The following is a 22,140-nucleotide window of genomic DNA, read 5'->3' as shown; positions in this document are numbered from 1 at the left end:
GGGTGACAACATTGAGTGAACTGTTTTTTGATGAATCCGTCATTTTATTGGATTTGGACAGTAAAAATAAAGAAGAGGTACTGACGGAAATGAGCCAAAACCTGTATAACAAAGGTTTGGTAAAGGAAAGTTATTGTGCTGCCGTTATTGCAAGGGAAAACGAATTCGCAACCGGATTGCCGACCAAAACAGTGTCCGTGGCCATCCCGCATACCGATGTGGAGCACGTTAATCAAAAGACAATCAGCATTGCGGTGCTGAAGAATCCGGTGTCATTCGGTGTGATGGGAGATCCGGATGCGGAAACACCCGTAAAGGTCGTTTTCCTGCTGGCAATGGATCAGGCCCATTCACAGCTTTCACTACTGCAAAACCTGATGCAGATTTTCCAGAACGAGGAGACCTTAACGAAGCTTACAGAAGTAGACAAGGCAACCATTAAAACACTGATTGAACAAAATCTGATTTTTTCCTTTGAAGGGGGTGAATAAGATGTCAAAGAAACAAGTACTGGTAGCTTGCGGTGCTGGAATCGCGACTTCCACTGTTGTGAACGGTGCAATCGAGGACATGGCCAAAGAACATAACCTAAATGTTGACCTGGTTCAAATAAAGATTGCTGAAGTTGGTTCTTATGTGGATACTGCCGATTTACTGGTGACTACGGCCATGACGAAAAAAGAATTTCCATTCCCGGTTATCAACGCACAGTCATTTTTAACCGGAATCGGAACAGAAGATACAAAGCAGAAGATTTTGGAAGAACTTAAAAAATAAAACCTATTAATCTCGGTTTTTTATGATAAAAAAACCGAGATTAATAACCATATAGGGAGGAAGGAAGCATGCAGGGATTTGTTGATTTTATCCAGGCGTTCCTTGATTTAGGGGCAACTGTCATTTTGCCTGTCGCAATATTCTTATTAGGGTTGTTTTTTGGTCAAAAACCGGGAAAAGCATTTCGTTCCGGTCTGACGATTGGCGTTGCTTTTGTTGGTATATTTCTGGTTATTGATCTGCTCGTAAATAACCTTGGACCGGCCGCACAGGGAATGGTGGAACGGCTCGGTGTCAGCTTAACTGTAATTGATGTCGGCTGGCCGGCTACATCTTCCATCGCATGGGCGTCAACGGTTGCGGCGTTTATCATTCCACTCGGTTTGGTTGTAAACGTTGTGATGCTTGTTACGAAAACGACAAAAACAATGAACGTCGACATTTGGAACTTTTGGCACTACACATTCATGGCTGCCATGGTGTATGCCATTTCCGGAAGTATCATTCAAGGGTTAATCGCAGCTGTTATTTTCCAGATTGTCTGCCTCAAAGTAGCGGACTGGACAGCACCAATGGTTACAAACTTCTATGAAATGCCGGGTGTATCGATTGCGACTGGAAGTACCATTTCATATGCGCCGGGAATCTTTCTGGTCAAAGGGCTGCAAAAAATCCCCGGAATCAAAAATTTGTCCGCCGATCCGGATACGATTCAGAAGCGCTTTGGCGTGTTTGGTGAATCTATTTTTATCGGGCTGTTCCTTGGTGCAGCAATCGGTTTTCTGGCCGGATACAATGCCGGCGAAATTATTGAAATTGGGATGGCAATGGCTGCAGTAATGGTCTTAATGCCACGTATGGTAAAGATTTTGATGGAAGGGCTGATGCCGGTTTCGGAATCTGCGAGACAATGGCTGAGCAAGCGTTTCGGCGATAAGGAAATCTACATCGGTCTCGATGCGGCCGTGCTGTTGGGTCATCCTTCCGTTATTTCCACAGCGCTCATTCTCGTTCCAATAACGGTCGTGCTGGCGATTATTTTACCAGGTAACGCGCTATTGCCATTCGGCGACTTGGCTACCATACCATTCGTCGTTGCGTTCATTGTCGGAGCGGCAAGAGGAAACATTGTACATTCAGTGATTGTCGGAATGATCATGATTGCCATTTCGTTATATATTGCAACCGATGTGGCACCGATTTTCACCGAAATGGCAAAGAATGCAAACTTTGACATGCCGGAAGGGTCTACCAAGATTTCAAGTATTGATCAGGGCGGAAACCTGATTAACTGGATTATTTTCAAGATATTTTCACTATTTAACTAGCAATGCAGCATAAGGAGAGGATTTCACATGAAAGCATTGGTTAAAACAGAGCTTGGATTCGGCAACCTGGAAATTCAGGAAAAAAACGAACCAACGCCAGGACCGGATCAGGTAAAAATTGAAGTGAAATACGCCGGAATTTGCGGGTCGGATATTCATACGTATGAAGGGCACTACAAGGTCGGTGTTCCGGTCACATTGGGACACGAATTTTCCGGTGTGGTGGTTGAAACAGGAGAGGGAGTAACGGATTTTTCCGTCGGAGACCGTGTCACATCGGAAACTACCTATTCTATTTGCGGGGAATGTGAATATTGCAAGACGGGTGATTATAACTTGTGCAATCACCGGAAAGGACTAGGCACGCAGCAGGATGGCGGATTTACAAACTATCTGATTGCCAGAGCGGAGAGTGTGCACAAGCTTCCGGACGGTGTAAGCTTCCAATCCGCTGCGATGACCGAGCCACTAGCTTGTACACACCATGCCGTATCGAAGACAGATATAAAAGATGGTGATGTTGTTGTCGTCATCGGCCCGGGACCAATTGGCCTGTTTACAGCACAAGTAGCAAAAAGCTTTGGTGCAACCGTTATTATTACCGGATTGACGAATGACCAGGTCCGTTTAAATAAAGCAGAAGAACTAGGCATGAACTATGTCGTCAATACGCAGGAACAGGATGTAAAGGAAGTTGTTCATCAATTAACGGACGGATATGGCGCAGATATCGTATTTGAATGCTCCGGAGCTGTTCCGGCAGCCAAACAGGGACTGGACCTGCTGCGCAAAAAAGGGCAGTACTGCCAAGTCGGTATTTTTCCGCAGCCGGATGTTTCGTTTGACCTGGAAAAAATTATTCAAAAAGAAATCCGTGTTGTCGGAAGCAGAAGTCAAAAATCCGCTGACTGGGAGCCTTCCCTGGAATTAATGAACAGCAGAAACGTAAACGCCGAAGCGATGGTAACGCATGAATTTAAGATTACCGAGTGGGATGAAGCGTATCAGGCAATTAAAGGCGGGGAAGCAATCAAAGTATTACTGACGCCTGTTGAACAGGAAAGGTAGGTGCATAAAATGATTGAAGTCATTCTTGATTTTATGTTGGGACCATTCTGGAGAGCTGTGGGAGATTTTTATTTCCAGCATCAAATGATTTTGAACAGCATTGTTGTAGGAGCAGCTTTATGCAACATCTTTTTTAAAAAGAAAAAAGTACAGCACGAATCAGAAGCAGGCAGCTGAGATGAAAGGATGATAGCAATATGCGCGCACTGAATCTGTACGGCAAACAGGATTTGCGTTTTGAAGATACAATAAAACCAGTTATCGAAAATCCCGATGATGTCATTGTGAAAGTAAAAGCTGTTGGAATTTGCGGATCAGATCTCTCCCGCTATAAAAAACTCGGACCATATGTGGAAGGCATGACATTCGGCCATGAGTTTTCCGGAGTGGTTGTCGAAACAGGTGCGGGGGTTGACGGACTGCATGTGGGTGATCGCGTAGCCGGATGCCCGACATTATATTGCGGGGAATGTGACAGCTGCCGCAAAGGAGAACTATCCAGGTGTGAAAAGCTCACCGTTATCGGCGCACGGCACCCTGGCGCATATGCGGAATATGTAAAGCTGCCCGCTGAAAATATTATACCGATACCGGATGAAGTGGACTTTGACACAGCAGCTATGATTGAACCATCCGCTGTCGTTGTGCACGGAATGTACCGCACATCCCTCCAGCCCGGAGGCATTGTCGCGGTAATGGGCTGCGGGAACATTGGCCTTCTCGCCATTCAGTGGGCAAAAATTTTCGGAGCGAAGACCGTCTACGCCATCGATATTGACGATGAAAAACTCCAGACCGCACGTGAAGTTGGCGCGGATGTAGCGGTCAATCCCATGGAAAACCCGGCATATGACCAAGTGATGGAGTTAACCAACGGCAGCGGTGTCGATGTCGCAGTCGAATCTGCCGGGTCCCCGGTCACATCCGCACAAGTATTTGCCCTCGCCAAAAAAGGCGGCGAAGTGGTATTTATGGGAATCCCGTATGCAGATGTGAACATCGAACGTTTTTACTTTGAAAAAATTGTCCGCAGCGAATTAACCGTACTCGGATCATGGAATGCCATTTCATCACCATTCCCGGGAAAAGAATGGGAATCAACCGTCCACTTTATGGCAAACGGCCAGCTCAACGTGAAACCAATCATCACCCACCGGCTGAACCTGCAGGAAGGCCCGGACGTCTTCGATCAAATTGTGAACCGCAAAGACACTTTCGGAAAAGTATTGTTTTACCCAGAGCTGGGCTAACGGGTGTGTTAGCCAGTTTTGGTGTTTTTGTTTGTTGGAGGAGGTGCGGGTGGTGCTAAATGAAATGGGGGGTGCTGAAGGAAAGCGGGAATGCGCTGAAGGAAATGCGTTAGGCGCTGAAGAAAACGGTGGACCCGCCGAACACAATGCTGGGGCCGCTGAAGGAAACGGTGGATCCGCCGAACAAAATGCATGAGCCGCTGAAGAAAAGCGGTAATGCGCTGAAGGAAACCCGTGAAACGCTGAACAAAAAGGGAAATCCGCTGAAGCAAGAGTTGACCCCGTTTCGGTGGGATACGTGCGAAGTGCCGCTGAGACGTGCGAACTGCTCACTTAAATGTGCAAAGTCCCGCCGAAACGTGCGATCCACCCACTCAAACGTGCGAACTCCCATCGAAACTGAGCAAGTGAGTTATGGAAGTTTTTCTGATAGATATTCGGAATCTGGCAAAGTTCGCGACCCAACGAGTGGGTCAAATCGCGCGACACCCCAAATCGCGCGAACCACTTATCCCACCCGATCCGCCATATCTTCAAAAAACATCCAAAAAATACCCCAACGACGGTACGAACTTCTCGTCCCTGATCAAACGTTTGATCTCTTCAACAGTAGCCCACCTGGCGTCGACCACTTCTTCCAGTTGGGGGACGACATCTTCAATTGGAAAAGTAGCGTGAAACAGCCAGGCATCGTAAAAGGATACATCACGGCGCACACTTCTAATCAGTTCTCCTTCATACCCGGACAAATCAATTCCAATTTCTTCTTGGGCTTCACGTAATGCGCCCTGCAGGCTATCCTCGCCAGTGAGCACCGATCCACCGGGGCACTCCCACAAATTCGGATGTGTTTTCTCGGGATGCCGCTTCGAAATTAGAAATTCTCCTCTATCATTCACAATCCAAATGCTGACAACCAGGTGATAGTCGCCATCTGCCAATGGCACACCGCGTTCGTGCGTCCGGTTGGCTTTCGATTTCTATCATACACATCCCATAGTTCCATCTAATCTCTCCTTTTCATTCAGTATAGCACACTAACTTGAACCGGCTGTATTGCCGTATACCGAAAGTCCTGCTTTCAAAATGCATCTTTCGTAGCAAGGAATTATCAATCTAAAAAGAGAATCTAATAAGACAATATATTTTAAATTTCGACACAGGAAGGGGGCGCATTTAGGAAAAATTGAACGATCATCTAAAGGAGGGCTTAACGATTCGAAAGGTAAAATTATTAACGATTATAACTGTTATTCTAATGGTCTCGTCACTTTTGTTTGGTACCGGTCAGATAGCTGAAGCTTCACCAGCAAAAGCCACTTCACAAGCGAAATCGCAGGACTTCACGCCATACTTCGGAAAGCGCTATTCGCAACCTGAACAAGTTAAAGAATTATTTACGGCACCTAATGTCGATTTTGAAACTCCAGCTTTTCAGGAAGGACAATCAAATTTTACAACCCAGGAAGAAATGCTGCGGTTTCTGCAGGAACTGGATCAATCAAGTGATTATATGAAAATGAAAACTGCCGGCCATTCGCTGGAAGGCCGCAAGATACCGCTACTTATTTTTTCAAAAAGCGATGATGTAAAAACGTCGGATAAAACGACGGTTATGCTGGAGGGGCAGATACATGCAAATGAACCGGCTGGTGGTGAATCCATGCTGGTTATGGCGCAAAAACTGGCTGAAGGTAAATTAGGGAACAACTTACTTGATGATATTAACGTAATTATCGTTCCCCGCATAAACCCGGACGGCTCTTACTACTTTCAACGGGAGACTGCTAACGGATTAGATGCAAATCGTGATCATATGAAACTTGAACTTCCTGAAGTCCGCACACTGCACAAAGTGTTTAACGAATTCCAGCCGGAAGTAGTGGTCAGTGCGCACGAATACAGTACTTACCCCGGTAAGTTTCCGGATGTTGGAACAAAGGGGGCATTACCGTATCATGATATTCTGCTGGCTCCCGGTTTCAACCTGAATATACCAGCGAAAATCCGTAATAAGTCATCTAAATGGTTTGTTAAACCGGCTTACAAAGATTTGAAAAACAACGGATTTTCTTCGTATCCATATTACATTGTTGATCGTTCAGCGCAGAAAACGACCATTACAGAAGGTGGTTTGGAGGCACGCATGGATACCAATGCGTACGGGCTTCAGCCAAGCTTTACCATTTTAGTCGAAAGCCGGGGAATCGGAATTGGTCGTGAAAATTTTGAACGACGTGTTGCTGCTACCGTGGCCGCGCATACAAGCTTGCTTAAATCAAGTGCGAAACGGGCGAAAGCAATCAAACAAATCATTGACAATGTCAAGGAGAAGATTGTACGTCAAGGTGCAAAGATAGGTGACAACGATTCCATTGTATTAAAAAATGAACGCGTGGAGTTACCGGGGAAGCAGCAATTAAAAGTGGTGGACATAGCGGAAGGTTCGATAAAGCAGATACCGGTCGACTACTATAGTTCAGAAGAAGCGGTACCAACAATGGAACGTGTTCGTCCGACTGCATATATCGTGCCACCGGAATATCAGGAAGTTGCCCGGAAATTGAAAACCATGGGAGTGGAAGTAAAGAAACTTCAAGAAGCAAAAGAGATACCGGTTGAACGTTATAAAGTCACCGGTAAAAAGGTGGAAGATGATTTATACCAGGGTCATCAGATTAATCATGTTACAACCGATATTAAGGAAACAACACGTGTATTCCCGAAAGGAAGTTTTGTATTCAGTTCTGCTCAGCCAGGGGCAAATCTAATTTCTGTGGCACTGGAGCCGGAATCAATTGATAGCTATATCACCTTTAATTATTTGCCGGTGGATGTTGGTGATGTTGTGCCGGTTTATCGATATATGAAAGAAGAGCAATTGGTAGAAAAATAGAATGTACCCCGGAATTCGTTAAGAGTTCCGGGGTTATTTTTCACCATATTCAATCCATCAACCGCTTCTGTAAAAAGTACTGATTAAAGCCTTTCGGATGATCTTCCAAAACACCAAATGTCTGGAATCCATTTTTTAAGTAAAATTCCGGTGCTTGAAAACTTAGCGTATCCAGGAAAATTAACCTGCAGCCATTGTCGACTGCGAATTTTTCCAAATGCTCCAACAGCATCCGGCCGTATCCTTCCAAGCGGAGTGTTTCTTCTACCCATAAAAAGTCAAGGTGGATGTGCTGCCAGTACATTGTGAAGGTAACACCGCCGATTACATCCCCGTGATCATCTTCCAGCAGAAAGCAAAGTTCTTCTTTGTTGGTTTTTAATTCTTCCGGCAGTTTTGTCATGTTGTGTTCGATTACTTTTTCCTGAACATATTTTCGGGCAAACTGATCATTACGCTGTATGATTTTCATCTTAACGCATCCCTTCACTGAAAAATCATCTGGTTCAAATAGTATAGCATATGATTGTTACATTTTGACTTCATTTTAATCTTGTCAGTATCGACACTGACAAAATAGCATTTAGATTCTGTTGTAAACGCTCTATATCCGCAGTAACCTTGAATTAAGGACTTATAAACTAATAAAAAAGGAGCGCTTTATCATGGCTGAAAAGAAAGGATTTCGGGCGAAAGTACAGCGATTTGGAAGCTTTCTGAGCGGTATGATTATGCCGAATATAGGAGCTTTTATCGCGTGGGGGATTATTACCGCGCTTTTCATTCCTGATGGATGGATTCCGAATGAAGATTTAGCGGTATTGGTGGACCCGATGCTTTACTACTTGCTACCACTATTAATCGGGTATTCAGGCGGCAGGATTGTATATGACATGCGCGGTGGTGTCGTCGGTGCCATTGCAACAATGGGGGTTATTGCCGGGACGGATATTCCGATGTTCCTGGGGGCGATGATTATGGGACCTCTGGGCGGATATTTGATCAAGAAAGTTGACGATTTGTTTCAGGATAAAGTCAAATCAGGATTTGAAATGCTGTATAACAATTTTTCAGCAGGGATCCTCGGGGCGATTCTGGCGGGTATTGCGGTTAAATTAATCGGCCCTGTTGTGGGAGGTCTGAGTTCAGCGTTAGCAGCAGGTGTGGAGGCGATTATTAATGCCGGCTTGTTGCCGCTTGCCAGTATCATTGTTGAACCGGCGAAGGTATTATTTTTAAACAATGCCATTAACCATGGGATTCTGACTCCGCTTGGATTGGAGCAAGCTAAAGATATTGGGGATTCCATTTTGCTTCTGCTTGAGGCAAACCCTGGTCCGGGACTCGGTGTGCTTCTGGCGTTTTCGATTTTTGGTAAAGGGGCGTCTAAAAGTTCTGCTCCAGGTGCAGCAATCATCCAGTTTATCGGTGGAATTCATGAAATTTATTTCCCATATGTATTGATGAAGCCTGCATTGTTACTTGCCGTTATCGGCGGCGGTATGAGTGGTGTGTTCACCTTGACACTCTTCCAAACAGGTTTGGTTGGGCCGGCATCACCGGGCAGCATCATTGCCGTTCTGCTCATGACACCGCAAGGAAATTATCTTGGCGTTATCGCCGGTGTTCTCGTGGCTACAGCAGTCTCATTTGTTATCGCATCACTTATTTTGAAAACAAGTAAAGCGAAGGATGAGGATTTGTCGGCTGCTACTGATAAAATGGAAGAAATGAAAGGCAAGAAAAGTTCTGTAGCGGATTCTTTAAAAGAAGAAGAAGAACCGGCTGTAAAATCGAACGATGAAATCAATAAAATTATTTTTGCTTGTGATGCGGGAATGGGTTCCAGTGCAATGGGCGCATCCCTGTTGAAAAACAAGTTCAAAAAAGCGGACATTGATATTTTCGTTACCAATTCGGCAATCAGCCAAATTCCGGATGATGCGGATCTGGTTATCACGCATAAGGATTTGACGAGCAGTGCCGAAGCGAAAATACCGGATGCGGAACACGTTTCTGTGGAAAACTTCTTAAACAGTCCTAAATATGATGAACTGGTGGAACGTTTTAAAAAATAGACACGCTTAAGAGGTGAAAAGCATGTATATTTCCGGCCGTGCGCGAAAAATAATTCAATTGCTTCTTGATGCCGATGAGGCACTTTTGGTAAATCAAATTGCCAAAACCCTTGATGTGAGCGAACGAACGGTGCATCGCAATTTGAAAAGTGTGGAAGAAATGGTTGCGGGCTACGGTTTGCAATTGGATCGCCAATCAGGTGTGGGGCTGCAACTATCCGGCGATTCGGAAGCGAAACACGAATTGGAAAAAGAGGTCTCCAATACAGCATTTTCGGATTTTACCGCAGAAGAGCGGCAGGCGATTATTTTTTCGACATTGCTGGAAATGGATGAGCCGATCAAGCTTTTCACCCTTGCTAATGAATTAAAGGTAACGATCGCGACGGTCAGCAATGATTTGGACCTGCTGGAGAACGAGCTTCATACGTACAATCTTTCGCTGGTGCGCAAAAGAGGATACGGGGTTCGGATGGAAGGGAATGAATCCAACAAGCGGGCAGCGTTAAGCAGTTTAATCGCGTCGCATATGGACCCGTTCAAATATGTAGCGCTGTTGAAGAAAAATATAAAAAAACAGCAGCAAACAAATACGATTTCCAATCGGCTGCTTGGCCTGGTTGATCCGGAGAAATTAACCATCATTGAAAAAACGGTGAATGCGGCGATGGACGAATTGCCGCAAAAGCTGGCTGACAGTGCATATATCGGATTGGTTGTCCATTTGGCGCTTGCGCTGGAGCGGTTATTAAAAGGCGATTCGATTCATATGGATCCCGACTATTTGGCGCAAATGGAGGAATCCAGAGAATTTGCTGTCGCCCGGAAAATGATCCGGCATTTTGAAGAGGCCTTCCAGATGGACATTCCCAAGGATGAAATCGGCTATATTACGATGCATTTAATGGGTGCGAAAATACGGTCCAATCAAAACAGTTTAATGGAAGAATCCGGTCTGGACATTGTTTACAAAGCAAAAGAGCTGATAACTTACATCAGCAGTATGGTTCAGGACGATTTGCGCGAAAATACCGTATTGCTGAATGATCTGGCAGCCCATTTAAAGCCGTCCATTTACAGGATGAAGCAAGGGCTGGTAATCCGTAACCCGCTGATTGAGGAGATCAAACGTGATTATGCTTCACTGTTTGACCTGATTCAGGAAGCGGTCGAGGAAATTTTTCCGGAACTCGATTTTCCGGATGACGAAATCGGTTATCTTGTCCTGCACTTTGCAGCGGCGATGATCCGTGATGAAGCAGGTACCGGCATTCGAGCACTTGTTATTTGCTCCAGTGGCATTGGGACAGCGAAGATATTGGCAACCAAGCTGAAACAGCACGTTCCCGAAATTAAGCACGTGGAAAATAAATCGGTACTGGACTTGGACCAGCAAGAACTGGGTAAATATGATGTCGTGGTTTCCACAATCGGGCTGGAAGGTTTTCAAGATGAATATATTCAAATTTCACCAATGCTGACAAATGCTGAGGTGCATCGCATCAAAAAAGCGATTAAGCAGCGGAAAATAACTCGCCGGCTGTCCCATGATGCCAAGCCATTGCAGCAGAATGACGATTTCATGCAGCAATTGAAAAGAACCCAGCATTACACAAAAGCAGTCGCTGATCTTTTAAATTCTGTCTATGTCGCAAACATACAGGAAAAATTGCCGACAGCATCTGTTTTGCAGGTGATTGGCAATGCACTGGAAACACATGATCTGATCCGAAATCGGGAACTGGTTATTCAAAAGCTGCAAAAACGGGAACAAAAAGGCGGGCTCGGAATACCAGATACAACGCTTGCACTGTATCATGCCCGGTCAAGCGGACTGGATAGCCTGAGTTTTAGCATCTATCCGCTGGGGCATCCGTTAACATTGGAGGGGATGGACAATTCCCCAATGAAGGCGGACACGATACTGGTTATGCTGGCGCCGGATGATGCCAATCAGGAGACACTTGATGTGCTCAGCCACCTCAGCAGCTTGATTATTCAAGATGAAGAGAGCATGCGGCTGTTTGAATCAGGCGATGAAGAACAGGTAATGGCCTTTATGAGCCGCGAGATGCAAAAGTTTTTATATGACAAAAATATTCTGTAAGGAGTGGAACCATCATGGAAAATGAAATTTTAAACGAACAAACTATTAAATTGGGTGCGAAATTGAGTGGAAAAGAAGAAGCAGTCCGTTATGTCGGCGGAATTTTAGTCGACAATGGCTATGTGGAAACAGAATATGTGGAAAAAATGCTGGAACGCGAAGAAGTGACGTCAACCTATATGGGAAACTACGTCGCCATCCCGCACGGAACAGAGGACTCCAAAAACACAGTGACCAAAACCGGTATTTCGATTGTGACCATTCCGGATGGAGTTGACTTCGGCAGCGGCAATACGGTTAAAGTATTGATCGGCATCGCCGGAAAAGGGGATGAACATCTCGAAGTGCTTTCCAAAATTGCAATCATATGTTCAGAGGAAGAAAACATCCAAAAAATGATTGATGCAGATTCCAGTGAACAAATCCTCGCTTTATTTGACGAGGTGGAATAAATGTTAGCTGTACATTTTGGCGCCGGAAACATCGGCCGCGGTTTCATCGGAGAACTTCTGTACAAAGCAGGTTTCCACACAACATTCGTCGATGTGAATGAAGCAGTTATAAATGAACTTAACACGAAAAAAGAATATAACGTTATTTTGGCAGCGGAAAACAGCGAAACATTGACCGTGAAAAACATCTCCGGCATTAACAGCGTCGCTGATCCGGAAGATGTGGTGGATGCTATCGTAAAGGCTGATGTCGTCACAACTGCTGTCGGTCCGAATATCCTGCCGATTATCGCGGAGCTCATTGCCCGCGGGCTGCAGGAGCGGGCTGCGCGAAATGGGAAATTCCTTAATTTGATTGCGTGTGAAAATATGATCGGCGGCAGCGCGCTGCTAAAAGAAAAAGTATATGCACATGTGAATGCGGAAGAGCAGGAGTCCTTTGACGAACTGTTCGGCTTTCCAAATGCCGCAGTGGATCGGATTGTACCGAACCAGTCGAATGCCGATCTGTTAACAGTTTCCGTTGAACTGTATTATGAGTGGGTAGTGGAAACGTCCGCCGTTAAAGGAGAAGTGCCTGCAATTGATGGCATCACATACGTCGATGATCTCCAGCCATACATTGAGCGGAAGCTGTTTACTGTCAACACAGGTCATGCGGTCCCGGCATACATCGGCCAGAACATGGGATATAGCACGATTAATGAAGCGATGAACGACCCGCACATTCAGGAAATCATCAGCGGCGCATTAAGCGAATCAGGTGAGGTGCTCATCCAAACGTATGATTTTGACCGGGAAACACACCAGGATTATATCGACAAAATCATTGCCCGCTTCCAAAATCCGCATATATCAGATGATGTGAAGCGGGTCGGGCGCGGACCGATTCGGAAACTGGGTTCCATGGATCGGTTAATTAGACCAGCCAGTGAATATGTGAAAGTGACTGGCAAGAAACCCGTTTACCTTGCAAAAACGATCGCAGCAGCACTGAATTTTGTGAATGACGAAGACGATGAGGCAGTGAAGCTGCAGCAGATGATTGCGGAAAAGGGCTATGAGCAGACATTGCAGGAAGTATCCGGTTTGGAGCCGGATGATCGTGTTTTGGCGTCTGTGATGGAAGAGTTGGATAAATAAAGGAATATCATAGGACAAAGCACTGTCACCGGGTTTGGTGGCAGGTTTTGTTTTTTGAGGTAGGGTTTTATATGTGATGGTTTACGCTACAGGGATAATCTCAAATGGAAGGTTTCACAATTGCTGTTGGGGGGATTCCAAAATAAAATGAGACAATTTTACTAAATTGTCCCATTTTATTTCTGTTTTCATTTATTTTGAATGTACCAGTTTTACTTTTGGTGCTTTCTTATTACTAATATCTTTAATTCCCTTATGATAAGTTCCTAGGGCTGCTTTTTTGTTTCGCTTGAGTGTCACTGAACCTGAGGATTTTCTTTTTTGAACTGTTTTCATTTTATCATCCCCTTTAGTTATTAATGTGCCTTCCTTATCGCCTCTACAAACTCTTTATTGTATCCTAATAATAACATATTTGTTGTAAATTTAATAAACTCCTGCTCATTGAAATCATTTAATATATTGTCTTCATATATTCCCAATGCAACACCAAATCTAACTTTTCCATAGTTTCTAACAGTGATAAATTGATTAAACCTACAATCATCCAAATCATATCTATCTTTAGTACTTTTATCTTTAAAGCGAATTCCTTCTTCTTCCAAAGTTCGATCTATCAATGCCCCTAAACTATTAATGTCCTTGGCAGGTTTTAAGTAGAATAACTCATAATCTCCATCATCATTTTCTTTGGGAAGATACCAAATAACGTCCAATTTTTTTCTTTTAAGATTAAATATTCTTCTTATTTCTGTTTCCATTGCTGTTAAATAAGAAATAACCTTTGCATTTATAACGTGTTCTACTTCGCCATTTTCTACAGATAGCAGTGCCTCTACAAGATGTTCTTCAATATCCTCATACGTGGAGGTAGGTTGTCCTTCTTTGCGTAAAAGGGAGGTGATACTAAGTACAATTCCAAGCAGAAAAACTATGTAGATGATAAGTAAACCAGCAAATCTAAAAAATCGTTCTATTACACCTGAATTTTCCTCATAAATTAATGTGGGAATCGTTACATATGTACTCATCCCTTTGTGTACAAGTTCTATTATATCTTTATTAAATGCATTAATAAAAAATAATAGAAGGTTAATCAATAAAAATCCAAAAACCCATGTCACTACTTTTTTGGACATCCTCTTATAGCTCCTCGCTACAATTAATTATCTTAATATTACCAAAATTATTTGATTGACACAAATATATTAATTCCCAATCTTTTTGGTATTCCTTTTAAGTGTCGAAAAATAAACCTTTTTTCCATTACCCAGTTTCTTTTTCCTTTTATTTATTATTTTAGCGTTTGTGTTTGCATTTTTAATTGTTTTAAATCGTTCTTTCATTGTACCAACCTCCATCCCTTAGTATTTGATTAATATGACGGTATTGCTTTTTTAATACTAAAAACAGTGTGGGTATGGTGGAATAGTATTTATACATTAGTAAATTGTACTACTTGTGTCATTGCATCATCAGCAGCGCATTGAATGAAACTGGCGGAGTTCTTATTTATGCGTATGGATTTGACCGGGACATACATCAGGATTACATTAGCAAAATCATCGTCGCGGCATTGTACCTTCACAATAAGTAAGATGACGGTTAAGCTGCAGCAGATGATTGCGGAAAAGGGTTATGAGCGGACATTGCAGGAAGTATCTGGTCTGGAGCCGGATGATCGTGTTTTGGCGTCTGTGATGGAAGAGTTGGATAATTAAAGGAATATCATAAGACAAAGCACTGTCACCGGGTTTGGTGGCAGGTTTTGTTTTAAGGTAGAGGTTTTATATAATTAGTCCAACATTGGCTGTTGCCGTTATTAATTTATCGGTCGCCTTGTTGCATATGAGAAAAAAGAAAAAGAGCCACTCCCATTCGCAGAGGGAGAAGCTCTGAGGTCCCAAAGGAGAGGATATTTCCTCTCCTCCCATATTCTTATTCAACTATAACCGATTTATACAAATACGGCAAGGGACTGTGAGAGCCGGTCTTTTTTCGCGGCTAACTCCAGCGCCCAGCAACCAGCAAATTTCATTACTTGTAATGGCTTTTATTTATGTTATTATGTAATTACATAATAATGTATATAATAATTATTAACAGAATATACTAGAAGGGAGAATGAATGAATGGGTGTGATTACAACGAAGGAAAAGGAATTTCGCAAAGTCACTCAAACTGGAAATAGTCTAAGTGTTGGACTGCCAAAATCCATCGTCGATTCCCTTGGGATAAAACGCGGTGACGAACTTGGGTTTGATATTAAGGATAATCAGATAATTGTAACTAAACATGAAAAATGGGAAGACCGTGTGGATACTGAATTGGTGGAGATGCTCGCTGAAACGCTTGATGAGCACGATGAAGTATTTAAGAAACTAAAGGATAGATAAATGGAAATAACATACTTGAACACAAAAGATGTTGTATTAATCCATTTTATGATTATGAAGAAGTATGGAAAGGGAGAGCATTCCGGAATTAAGGATCAGGGGCTGCTTGAATCAGCAGTACATCGATCGCAACAACCCGCATTCGGTGAAGATGCCTATCCGGTTTTATTGGAAAAAGCAGCAGCATTTTTCGAGTCCTTAGCCAGAAATCATTGTTTGTATAATGGAAATAAGCGTACCGCATTTGCTTCAGTAGATGTCTTTTTAAAGAAAAATGGTTACAAAATAAAAAGAAATGATCAATTAAACGAAGACTTCACAGTTATAGTTGCAAAGGGGGAAGCTTCCTTGTCAGATATTAAAGGATGGTTGGAAGAAAATACAGAAGCATTTTGATGGAAATGGTAGTTCAACTTAACTATTGCTAAATCACGTTATTGCTTGAAACGTGCGAAGTGATAGCCAAGGCGTGCGAACCTAGCTTGAAACGTGCGAAGTGATAGCCAAGGCATTTGAACCTAGCTTGAAACGTGCGAAGTGATAGCTAAAGTGTGCGAACCTAGCTTGAAACATGCAAAGTCACTACTAAAACGTGCGAACTCATCGCAAAAAAAGATACCCACCCAAACAGCATCACGGGTGGGTATCTTCATTTAACTGCAACTAAATCATGTTATCCTAACCAAAACACTTTTTACTTCTGTGTAATTGGCCAAACCATATTCGCCGCCCATTTCGCGGCCAACTCCGGATTTCTTGTAGCCGCCAAAAGGCATGGTTTCTAATTCAAGGCCGAAATCATTCACCCAAACAGTTCCTGCCTGCAGTTTTCCGGAAACGCGGTGTCCTTTACGGATATTCTCTGTCCAGACGCTGGCGGCTAAACCATATTCACTGTCGTTTGCACGCTTTACAACTTCTTCCTCTGAATCAAATGGAAAGATGGCGATTACCGGTCCGAAGATTTCTTCCCGTGCAATGGTCATATCATCTTCAACATCGGCGAAGACAGTTGGTTCAACAAAATAGCCTTTGTCAAATGCCTTTTTGCCTCCTGCTACGAGGCGTGCTCCTTCAGCTTTACCTTTTTCGATATAATCAAGGACGGTTTGCTGTTGTTTGGCTGAAATTAGGGGACCCATTTCGGTATCAGCATCCATGCCTGGTCCAAGTTTAATGGCTCTGGCACGCTCTGCAATGGCGTCCACCACATGATCATAATGATCACGTTGAACATAGAGTCGAGTACAGGCGCTGCAGTTTTGACCGTGGTTATACATTGTACCGTTTAAAGATCCTTCAATTGCTTCGTCCAAATTTGCATCATCGAAAATTATGCTGGGGGATTTGCCGCCGAGTTCCAGCGTAATGTCCTTAATATCATCAGCAGCCTGTTGCATGACATTTTTTCCAACTGCTGTGGAACCGGTGAAAGCAACTTTTGCAATATCTTTATGCGTAATGATTGCTTCTCCCGCTACCCGGCCTGCACCGGGAACAACATTCACAACACCATCCGGAAATCCGGCTTCCTTGAACAATTTTGCAGCGTAAAGCAGTGACAATGGTGTTTCACTTGCCGGTTTAATGACCACCGTGCATCCTACAGCAAGCGCGGAACCGAGTTTCCATCCGGCCATGGCAAGCGGAAAATTCCACGGGATAATTTGGCCGACAACTCCTACAGGCTCATGTACAATATAATTAAAATAATCAGGCGATACATTGACTGTTTTTCCTGTAATTTTTGTGGCCCAGCCGGCATAATAACGGAAGTGCTGAACGGTGCCGTCTATGTCGTCTTCCAATGCCACCTCATATGGTTTTCCGTTATCCAGGGCTTCAAGCTGTGCAAGTTCTTCGCGGTTTTCGTCGAGTAAGTCGGCGAATTTATAAATCAAATGTGACCGTTCCGCCGCCTCCATTTTGGTCCAGTCACCTTCTTTAAAAGCCTGTTTGGCAGCTTCAACCGCAACATCAATGTCGGATTCCTGTGCCTCACTTACCGTTGCGATCACCTCTTCTGTTGCCGGGTTCAGCACATCGAACGTCTCGCCATTTTTGGACTGTACATAATCCCCATTAATATACAGTCCTTTGACACCTTGTAAAAACTCCTCCACTTTCGGTTTTAGCACCATTTCTTTTGTAGCCATGTAAATGTAACCTCCTTAAAATTTTGGTTGTTACTGTTTGACAGTTTGTATGTTGCTTAAAATTTCCCGCAATGTTGTTTCCTCATCAGCTGTTAACGGCAGCCGCGGCTTACGTGAAGGCCCGCCTGCCAACCCTTGCAGCTCCATACCCCGTTTGACGATTTGCACATATTTTCCGGAATCCTCCAGGAAATTGCAAAGCGGCAGGATTTGATCATAGATATCCCAGGCTTTGTCCAGGTCGCCTTCCTTGTAGCTCGTATAGAGATCAGTTGCCAATTCAGGTACAATGTTTCCGGCTACAGATACCCAGCCGGTTGCTCCCACTAAAAAGGATTCAAGCACAAGGTCATCCGATCCGCAAAACGGCTTGATAAATTGTTCTCCTTGTCTTGCGATATCCCGCACTTTACGGATTTCACCACTTGATTCTTTGACGTGTGTGATATTGTCAACATCACGTCCCACTTGTAAAATGGTTTCCGTCTCAATATCAATCCCGGAAGTGAATGGATTATTATAAATCATGACAGGCAGTGATACAGATTCAGCAACTGTTTTAAAATGTTCATAGATTTCATTTTCTTTCGGGTGCGCATAATACGAGTTGATTAACAGCGCAGCATCCGCCCCAACCGCTTCAGCCTTTTTCGTATATTCCACAGCATCTGCCGTCGTTTCAGCCGCGGTGCCGATAATTAACGGAATGCGCCCATTTACCTGTTCCGCAGCTGCTTCCATAAGTTCGAACTTTTCTTCTTTTGTTAGACTGACAAATTCACCAGTACTGCCGTTGACGATAATACCGGCCACGTTTGAACTGATAAAATGTTCAATATTTTGCTTCAGACCTTCGTAATCAACTGTTTCATCTTCATGCATCGGTGTTGCAAGTACTGGAAACGCTCCTTCTAATAATGCCATTTGTAAATCCTCCTAAATTTAAAAGTTTTGTGTGCAAATGAGACGGTATGGACGAATCTTTATGTTCAGCAATCTCCTATTAAAGCGGGGTTGCCGCGCGATTTCAGGTGATCGCCGCGCGATTTAAGAAGCTCCCCGCGCGATTTCCTTATTTCAATAAAAACCCATGTTCAAGCGGATCTGTTTGATCATAGATAAATTGATGAATACCCGTAACGAACGCTTTTGTTTCCATTAAAAACCGATCAGTGGTTTCTGCAGCCAATGATGCGGTCAGTGTACTTTCGAAAATACTTTGGTTCGTAAGCGTTGTGATAGCAGGGGATTCATGTAACAATGACCGGAATATCGCGAATGTACTATCAGCCCCTGGAGACCTTAGAATGGTGCCATCTTTCTTAAATGTCACTGAACGAACCTCGGCGGCATGATTAATCGGTTCAGTCAGGATAATGCCGTTAAATGCTTGTCTCTCCCGCATTTCCGTAACAGTTTTGTTTCCCCATTTTATGATGGCAGACAAGTTTTTGATGGTAATACCGGGTATACTTTCCGGCAAATGGTAGATCAAGTAGTTTCGTGACTGATCAATTTGAACCGTTTTACATGTTTCATTGATATCCAGAATCTGACTTTCCCCACATTCAAAGCGGGTCATTGTTACTTCGTGCTGTTCAAACGTTGCATTGATCGCATATGTGCCGTGAACGGTTTCAATGTGATACACATTCGTTTCTTTTTTGGCGATGTTGCCGGTTTCCAGCAACGCTGTCACAGTGGCGGCCAAACCGCTGTATGTGAAGGTTGTATCGTTATCATGATGAACAAAAAGACACGCATAATCTGCAGTTTTGGAAGGCAGCACGATACATCCGTTCATTCCCTGGTAACCCCGTGGCTCATTTAACAGCAACTCTTTTTCGCGTTGAAATTTCGCGTTGATTGTTTCCTGGTTTAATGCCATGACATCAGCGTCCAGGGTCATGGGGGAGTGGACAATGATCCGGAATGGTTCTCCCGCAACGTGTGTATCGATACTGGAAAACATTTTTTCAACTTCCATCTGCATACCTCCTTTCTAATGGCCTGCCATTGGTGGAATAAGCAGATATCCTTCCGCGAGCGGGTCTTTTTCGTTATAGAAGAAACGATGCATCCCCATGACCCATGCGGAGCCGGTAACCTCAGGAATAACAGCTTCATAATTTTTAAGATTGGTTGTTTCCAATATCTTTGCTTTGAAAAGTGTGCCGACAATACTTTCATAGATAAATTGTTCATCCTGTTTAATGTCCCCATGATGGAACATAGTGGCGAGTTTGGCCGAAGTTCCGGTTCCACAGGGGGAACGGTCAATTCCGCCAGGCGGCACGACAACCGTATTTTTTAAGTCAGCGTCCGGGTGAACCGGATCGGTATAAAATTCAATATGTGTTAACCCGTTTATAAAGGGCTGTTCAGGATGCGAAATCGCTACTTGTTCATTAATGGCATTGCGTATCGTAATGGCCTTGTCAATAATCGTTGATGCGTTGTCGGTGGTGAGTTCAAGCCCCAGTTTGCGCGCATCAATAATGCCGTAAAAATTGCCGCCGTATGCAATTTCACATTCAATAGGACCGACGTTTTCCACATCCATTTCAACCGTTTTCAGTAAGAAGGACGGGACATTTGCAAAGCTGACTTCCAGTGCCTTGCCATTTTCGACGGTAACCTTTACTTTAACGAGTCCTGCTGGTGTATCCAAGTTGATGTTCGTATATGGCTCGTGTATCGCAATCAGGCCTGCCTCAACAAGCGCCGTACAGAATCCGATCGTATCGTGGCCGCACATTGGCAAATATCCGCCGGTCTCGATATAAATAACGCCAATATCGGCGTCCGGGTGACACGGGTTAACCATCAATGCGCCTGACATGACATCATGGCCACGTGGTTCATTCATTAAAAATTTCCGGATCCAGTCATAATGCTTTTGCATGTACAGCATCTTTTCCGACATGGTATTTCCTTTTAATTCCGGCAGTCCGCTCAAAACGGTTCTCGTCGGATTTCCTCCTGTGTGTGTATCAATTGTGGTAAATAACCGGTTAAGCTTCATGAACTCATCACCCTTTCTGTAAACCGGCTGTGGCGTAAAGGCTCAATTGGAATCGACAGTTCTTTTTCCGATATCATTTCCTCGATCACTTTTCCGGTTATGGCTGCCAGGCTGATGCCGTCTCCTTCATGACCGGCTGCAATATAAAAGCCCGGCACTTCATCAACATGTGAAACAATTGGAAGATGATCCGCTGTCCATGGTCTAAGGCCGGCATATGTCCTGATCACCGTCATATCGGCCATTTTCGGGTAAAACCGTACAGCCCGTTTGGCAATGTAACGTGTCACATCCTGATTCACCTTAAGATCAAATCCGTTAAATTCCCGGCTGCTGCCAATCAGAAAGTTTTGGCTTTCTGTCGGCTCAAATACTAAGGCAACACCATATTTTTCCGTCATCACATCAACCATCCGTTCTCCGCCGAACTTTGAAATCAGATAGCCGAATTCCATGACTTTCCGCAGTCCCACAGGCCGTTCTCTGGAGGCTACAATTAATTGGCCTTTTCTCGGTTTGATAGGAATATCCACCCCGAGCATGTCACCGATTTCAGGCGCCCAGATACCACAGGCATTGACCACTTTGTTGGCCGTAAATGTGTTGTGATTGGTTTCAATCACAAATTGTCCGTCACTGTCTTTGGAGACATTTTTCACTTCCGTATGTGTATAAATGCGGCTTCCATTTTGTTCTGCACTGTGGAATAAGGCATATGTCAGCATATACGGGTTAACGGTGGAGTCTGTTTTGCATTCCAGGCCGCCGTACAGGTCATCAGCGAAGTATTTTGATTCATTCCGCAAATCTTCCCGGTCCAGCATACGAAAATCCAGCCCTGCATCTTGCTGCTGTTGCACCCATTTCGCTGCAGCATCCATTTCGTTGTCGTTTTCACAAACGAGAATACTTCCGGGGTTACGGTACTCAAAATCAATATCCAGTTCCTCGTGCAATTCATGAACCAATTGCTGGCTTTTAAGCGACATTTGACTGTCGAAACCGGGATCTTTATCAATTGCCAGGATATTTCCATCACACCGGGAAGAGGTCCCGCTTGCCAGTTCTTTTTTTTCCAGAACCGCTACGTCGAGGCCTGCTTTTGCACAATAGTGGGCAATCGCTCCTCCCATAATCCCCCCGCCTATGACAACAATGTCCTGATGTATTGCGTTCTTCAAGGTTGTACCTCCTTTACAGCGGTTTCATAAAAATACATGCAAATAACATGCCAACAACATAGTACGGAATTGCTGTTGAAAATGGTGAATTTAATCGGTGAATATGTAAAAAAAGTTTTAAAGTGTCAAAGGATTTTTACAGTTGAAAGGATTGGTGGATGCAACATAATCGGTGCATTTCATTCTAGTTGAAATGGCATGGTTTTTGCATGAAAGTATAAAAGAAAAATTTGTCGAAAACTTGAGGGAGGTGTTCTGAGTCCATCCATTTGAAAACGCTATC

General features: G+C 43.9%; 25 protein-coding genes. 15 read left to right on the top strand and 10 right to left on the bottom strand.

The genetic code is table 11. From position 1 onward, the window contains the following. Window positions 1-2: 2 nt before the first annotated feature. The 7 genes from B1K71_RS17120 (at window position 3) to B1K71_RS20020 (ending at window position 4,619) form a co-directional block, all read left to right on the top strand. The gene (locus B1K71_RS17120) at window positions 3-491 is read left to right on the top strand and encodes a PTS sugar transporter subunit IIA (protein ID WP_428848864.1); all 489 of its coding nucleotides are present in this window, start codon (window positions 3-5) and stop codon (window positions 489-491) included. A 1-nt stretch (window position 492) separates the two neighbouring features. Further along, window positions 493-777: a PTS sugar transporter subunit IIB gene (locus B1K71_RS17115; protein WP_077329173.1), complete on the top strand. Its 285-nt coding sequence runs from the start codon at window positions 493-495 to the stop codon at window positions 775-777. Between the two features lie 68 nt (window positions 778-845). Continuing rightward, the gene (locus tag B1K71_RS17110; protein ID WP_077329171.1) at window positions 846-2,105 is read left to right on the top strand and encodes a galactitol-specific PTS transporter subunit IIC; all 1,260 of its coding nucleotides are present in this window, start codon (window positions 846-848) and stop codon (window positions 2,103-2,105) included. 27 nt (window positions 2,106-2,132) lie between these two features. Continuing rightward, on the top strand, window positions 2,133-3,173 hold the full coding sequence (locus tag B1K71_RS17105; RefSeq protein ID WP_077329169.1) for a zinc-binding dehydrogenase: 1,041 nt from the start codon (window positions 2,133-2,135) through the stop codon (window positions 3,171-3,173). A gap of 9 nt (window positions 3,174-3,182) precedes the next feature. Then, window positions 3,183-3,350: a hypothetical protein gene (locus B1K71_RS20025; RefSeq protein ID WP_175631955.1), complete on the top strand. Its 168-nt coding sequence runs from the start codon at window positions 3,183-3,185 to the stop codon at window positions 3,348-3,350. A 20-nt stretch (window positions 3,351-3,370) separates the two neighbouring features. Next, the gene (locus tag B1K71_RS17100) at window positions 3,371-4,423 is read left to right on the top strand and encodes a galactitol-1-phosphate 5-dehydrogenase (protein WP_077329167.1); all 1,053 of its coding nucleotides are present in this window, start codon (window positions 3,371-3,373) and stop codon (window positions 4,421-4,423) included. A gap of 52 nt (window positions 4,424-4,475) precedes the next feature. Beyond that, window positions 4,476-4,619: a hypothetical protein gene (locus B1K71_RS20020; protein WP_175631954.1), complete on the top strand. Its 144-nt coding sequence runs from the start codon at window positions 4,476-4,478 to the stop codon at window positions 4,617-4,619. Window positions 4,620-4,956: 337 nt separating this feature from the next. Here the strand turns inward: B1K71_RS20020 and B1K71_RS17095 are convergent, their stop codons facing one another. Next, window positions 4,957-5,370, bottom strand: coding sequence for an NUDIX hydrolase (locus B1K71_RS17095; protein WP_245799332.1), 414 nt, complete (start codon window positions 5,368-5,370; stop codon window positions 4,957-4,959). Window positions 5,371-5,609: 239 nt separating this feature from the next. On the opposite strand from B1K71_RS17095, the gene B1K71_RS17090 reads away from it, so the two are divergent. Continuing rightward, on the top strand, window positions 5,610-7,319 hold the full coding sequence (locus B1K71_RS17090) for a M14 family metallopeptidase (protein ID WP_077329165.1): 1,710 nt from the start codon (window positions 5,610-5,612) through the stop codon (window positions 7,317-7,319). A gap of 49 nt (window positions 7,320-7,368) precedes the next feature. Here B1K71_RS17090 and B1K71_RS17085 read toward each other — a convergent pair whose 3' ends face one another. Continuing rightward, window positions 7,369-7,791 carry a GNAT family N-acetyltransferase gene (locus tag B1K71_RS17085; protein WP_077329163.1) on the bottom strand — a complete coding sequence of 141 codons (423 nt, stop codon included), beginning with the start codon at window positions 7,789-7,791 and terminating at the stop codon, window positions 7,369-7,371. A 193-nt stretch (window positions 7,792-7,984) separates the two neighbouring features. On the opposite strand from B1K71_RS17085, the gene B1K71_RS17080 reads away from it, so the two are divergent. From B1K71_RS17080 to B1K71_RS17065, 4 genes are read left to right on the top strand one after another with little or no spacing between them, the layout of a single operon-like run. Beyond that, window positions 7,985-9,397, top strand: coding sequence for a PTS mannitol transporter subunit IICB (locus tag B1K71_RS17080; RefSeq protein ID WP_077329161.1), 1,413 nt, complete (start codon window positions 7,985-7,987; stop codon window positions 9,395-9,397). Window positions 9,398-9,419: 22 nt separating this feature from the next. Beyond that, window positions 9,420-11,504 carry a BglG family transcription antiterminator gene (locus tag B1K71_RS17075; RefSeq protein ID WP_077329159.1) on the top strand — a complete coding sequence of 695 codons (2,085 nt, stop codon included), beginning with the start codon at window positions 9,420-9,422 and terminating at the stop codon, window positions 11,502-11,504. Between the two features lie 14 nt (window positions 11,505-11,518). Next, entirely contained in the window at window positions 11,519-11,956 is a 438-nt protein-coding gene (locus tag B1K71_RS17070) for a PTS sugar transporter subunit IIA (protein ID WP_077329157.1), read from the top strand. Beyond that, window positions 11,957-13,099: a mannitol-1-phosphate 5-dehydrogenase gene (locus B1K71_RS17065; RefSeq protein ID WP_077329155.1), complete on the top strand. Its 1,143-nt coding sequence runs from the start codon at window positions 11,957-11,959 to the stop codon at window positions 13,097-13,099. It abuts the gene before it with no gap. 192 nt (window positions 13,100-13,291) lie between these two features. On the opposite strand, the gene B1K71_RS20015 is transcribed toward B1K71_RS17065, so the two are convergent. The 3 genes from B1K71_RS20015 to B1K71_RS20010 form a co-directional block, all read right to left on the bottom strand. Beyond that, window positions 13,292-13,435 (bottom strand): hypothetical protein, encoded by a 144-nt coding sequence (locus B1K71_RS20015; protein ID WP_175631953.1) that lies wholly within the window; start codon window positions 13,433-13,435, stop codon window positions 13,292-13,294. 20 nt (window positions 13,436-13,455) lie between these two features. Beyond that, a complete protein-coding gene (locus B1K71_RS17060; protein ID WP_077329153.1) occupies window positions 13,456-14,238 on the bottom strand; it encodes a hypothetical protein in 783 nt (260 codons plus the stop codon). 69 nt (window positions 14,239-14,307) lie between these two features. Continuing rightward, window positions 14,308-14,445 carry a hypothetical protein gene (locus tag B1K71_RS20010; RefSeq protein ID WP_175631952.1) on the bottom strand — a complete coding sequence of 46 codons (138 nt, stop codon included), beginning with the start codon at window positions 14,443-14,445 and terminating at the stop codon, window positions 14,308-14,310. A 144-nt stretch (window positions 14,446-14,589) separates the two neighbouring features. Here B1K71_RS20010 and B1K71_RS17055 point away from each other — a divergent pair, with 144 nt between their 5' ends. From B1K71_RS17055 to B1K71_RS17045, 3 genes are all read left to right on the top strand, one after another. Further along, the gene (locus B1K71_RS17055; RefSeq protein WP_139343355.1) at window positions 14,590-14,820 is read left to right on the top strand and encodes a hypothetical protein; all 231 of its coding nucleotides are present in this window, start codon (window positions 14,590-14,592) and stop codon (window positions 14,818-14,820) included. 411 nt (window positions 14,821-15,231) lie between these two features. Beyond that, on the top strand, window positions 15,232-15,495 hold the full coding sequence (locus B1K71_RS17050; RefSeq protein ID WP_077329149.1) for an AbrB/MazE/SpoVT family DNA-binding domain-containing protein: 264 nt from the start codon (window positions 15,232-15,234) through the stop codon (window positions 15,493-15,495). Continuing rightward, a complete protein-coding gene (locus tag B1K71_RS17045; RefSeq protein WP_077329147.1) occupies window positions 15,496-15,891 on the top strand; it encodes a type II toxin-antitoxin system death-on-curing family toxin in 396 nt (131 codons plus the stop codon). A gap of 272 nt (window positions 15,892-16,163) precedes the next feature. Here B1K71_RS17045 and B1K71_RS17040 read toward each other — a convergent pair whose 3' ends face one another. The 5 genes from B1K71_RS17040 to B1K71_RS17020 all read right to left on the bottom strand — a co-directional run bounded on the left by B1K71_RS17040 (window position 16,164) and on the right by B1K71_RS17020 (window position 21,857). Further along, complete coding sequence (locus B1K71_RS17040; protein ID WP_077329145.1) at window positions 16,164-17,651, bottom strand: aldehyde dehydrogenase family protein; 1,488 nt, start codon at window positions 17,649-17,651, stop codon at window positions 16,164-16,166. A 30-nt stretch (window positions 17,652-17,681) separates the two neighbouring features. Then, on the bottom strand, window positions 17,682-18,575 hold the full coding sequence (gene dapA / locus B1K71_RS17035; protein ID WP_077329143.1) for a 4-hydroxy-tetrahydrodipicolinate synthase: 894 nt from the start codon (window positions 18,573-18,575) through the stop codon (window positions 17,682-17,684). Between the two features lie 148 nt (window positions 18,576-18,723). After that, complete coding sequence (locus B1K71_RS17030; RefSeq protein WP_175631951.1) at window positions 18,724-19,638, bottom strand: proline racemase family protein; 915 nt, start codon at window positions 19,636-19,638, stop codon at window positions 18,724-18,726. 15 nt (window positions 19,639-19,653) lie between these two features. After that, window positions 19,654-20,676, bottom strand: coding sequence for a proline racemase family protein (locus B1K71_RS17025; RefSeq protein ID WP_077329140.1), 1,023 nt, complete (start codon window positions 20,674-20,676; stop codon window positions 19,654-19,656). Then, the gene (locus B1K71_RS17020) at window positions 20,673-21,857 is read right to left on the bottom strand and encodes an NAD(P)/FAD-dependent oxidoreductase (RefSeq protein ID WP_077329138.1); all 1,185 of its coding nucleotides are present in this window, start codon (window positions 21,855-21,857) and stop codon (window positions 20,673-20,675) included. Before B1K71_RS17020 ends, B1K71_RS17025 begins: the two co-directional genes overlap by 4 nt. Between the last annotated feature and the right edge of the window lie 283 nt (window positions 21,858-22,140).

The sequence above is a fragment of the Virgibacillus siamensis genome (assembly GCF_900162695.1).
GTDB lineage: Bacteria > Bacillota > Bacilli > Bacillales > Amphibacillaceae > Lentibacillus > Lentibacillus siamensis_A.
The sequence above is the reverse complement of the archived record's forward strand: the minus strand, read 5'-3'. Positions and strand labels throughout refer to the sequence as shown.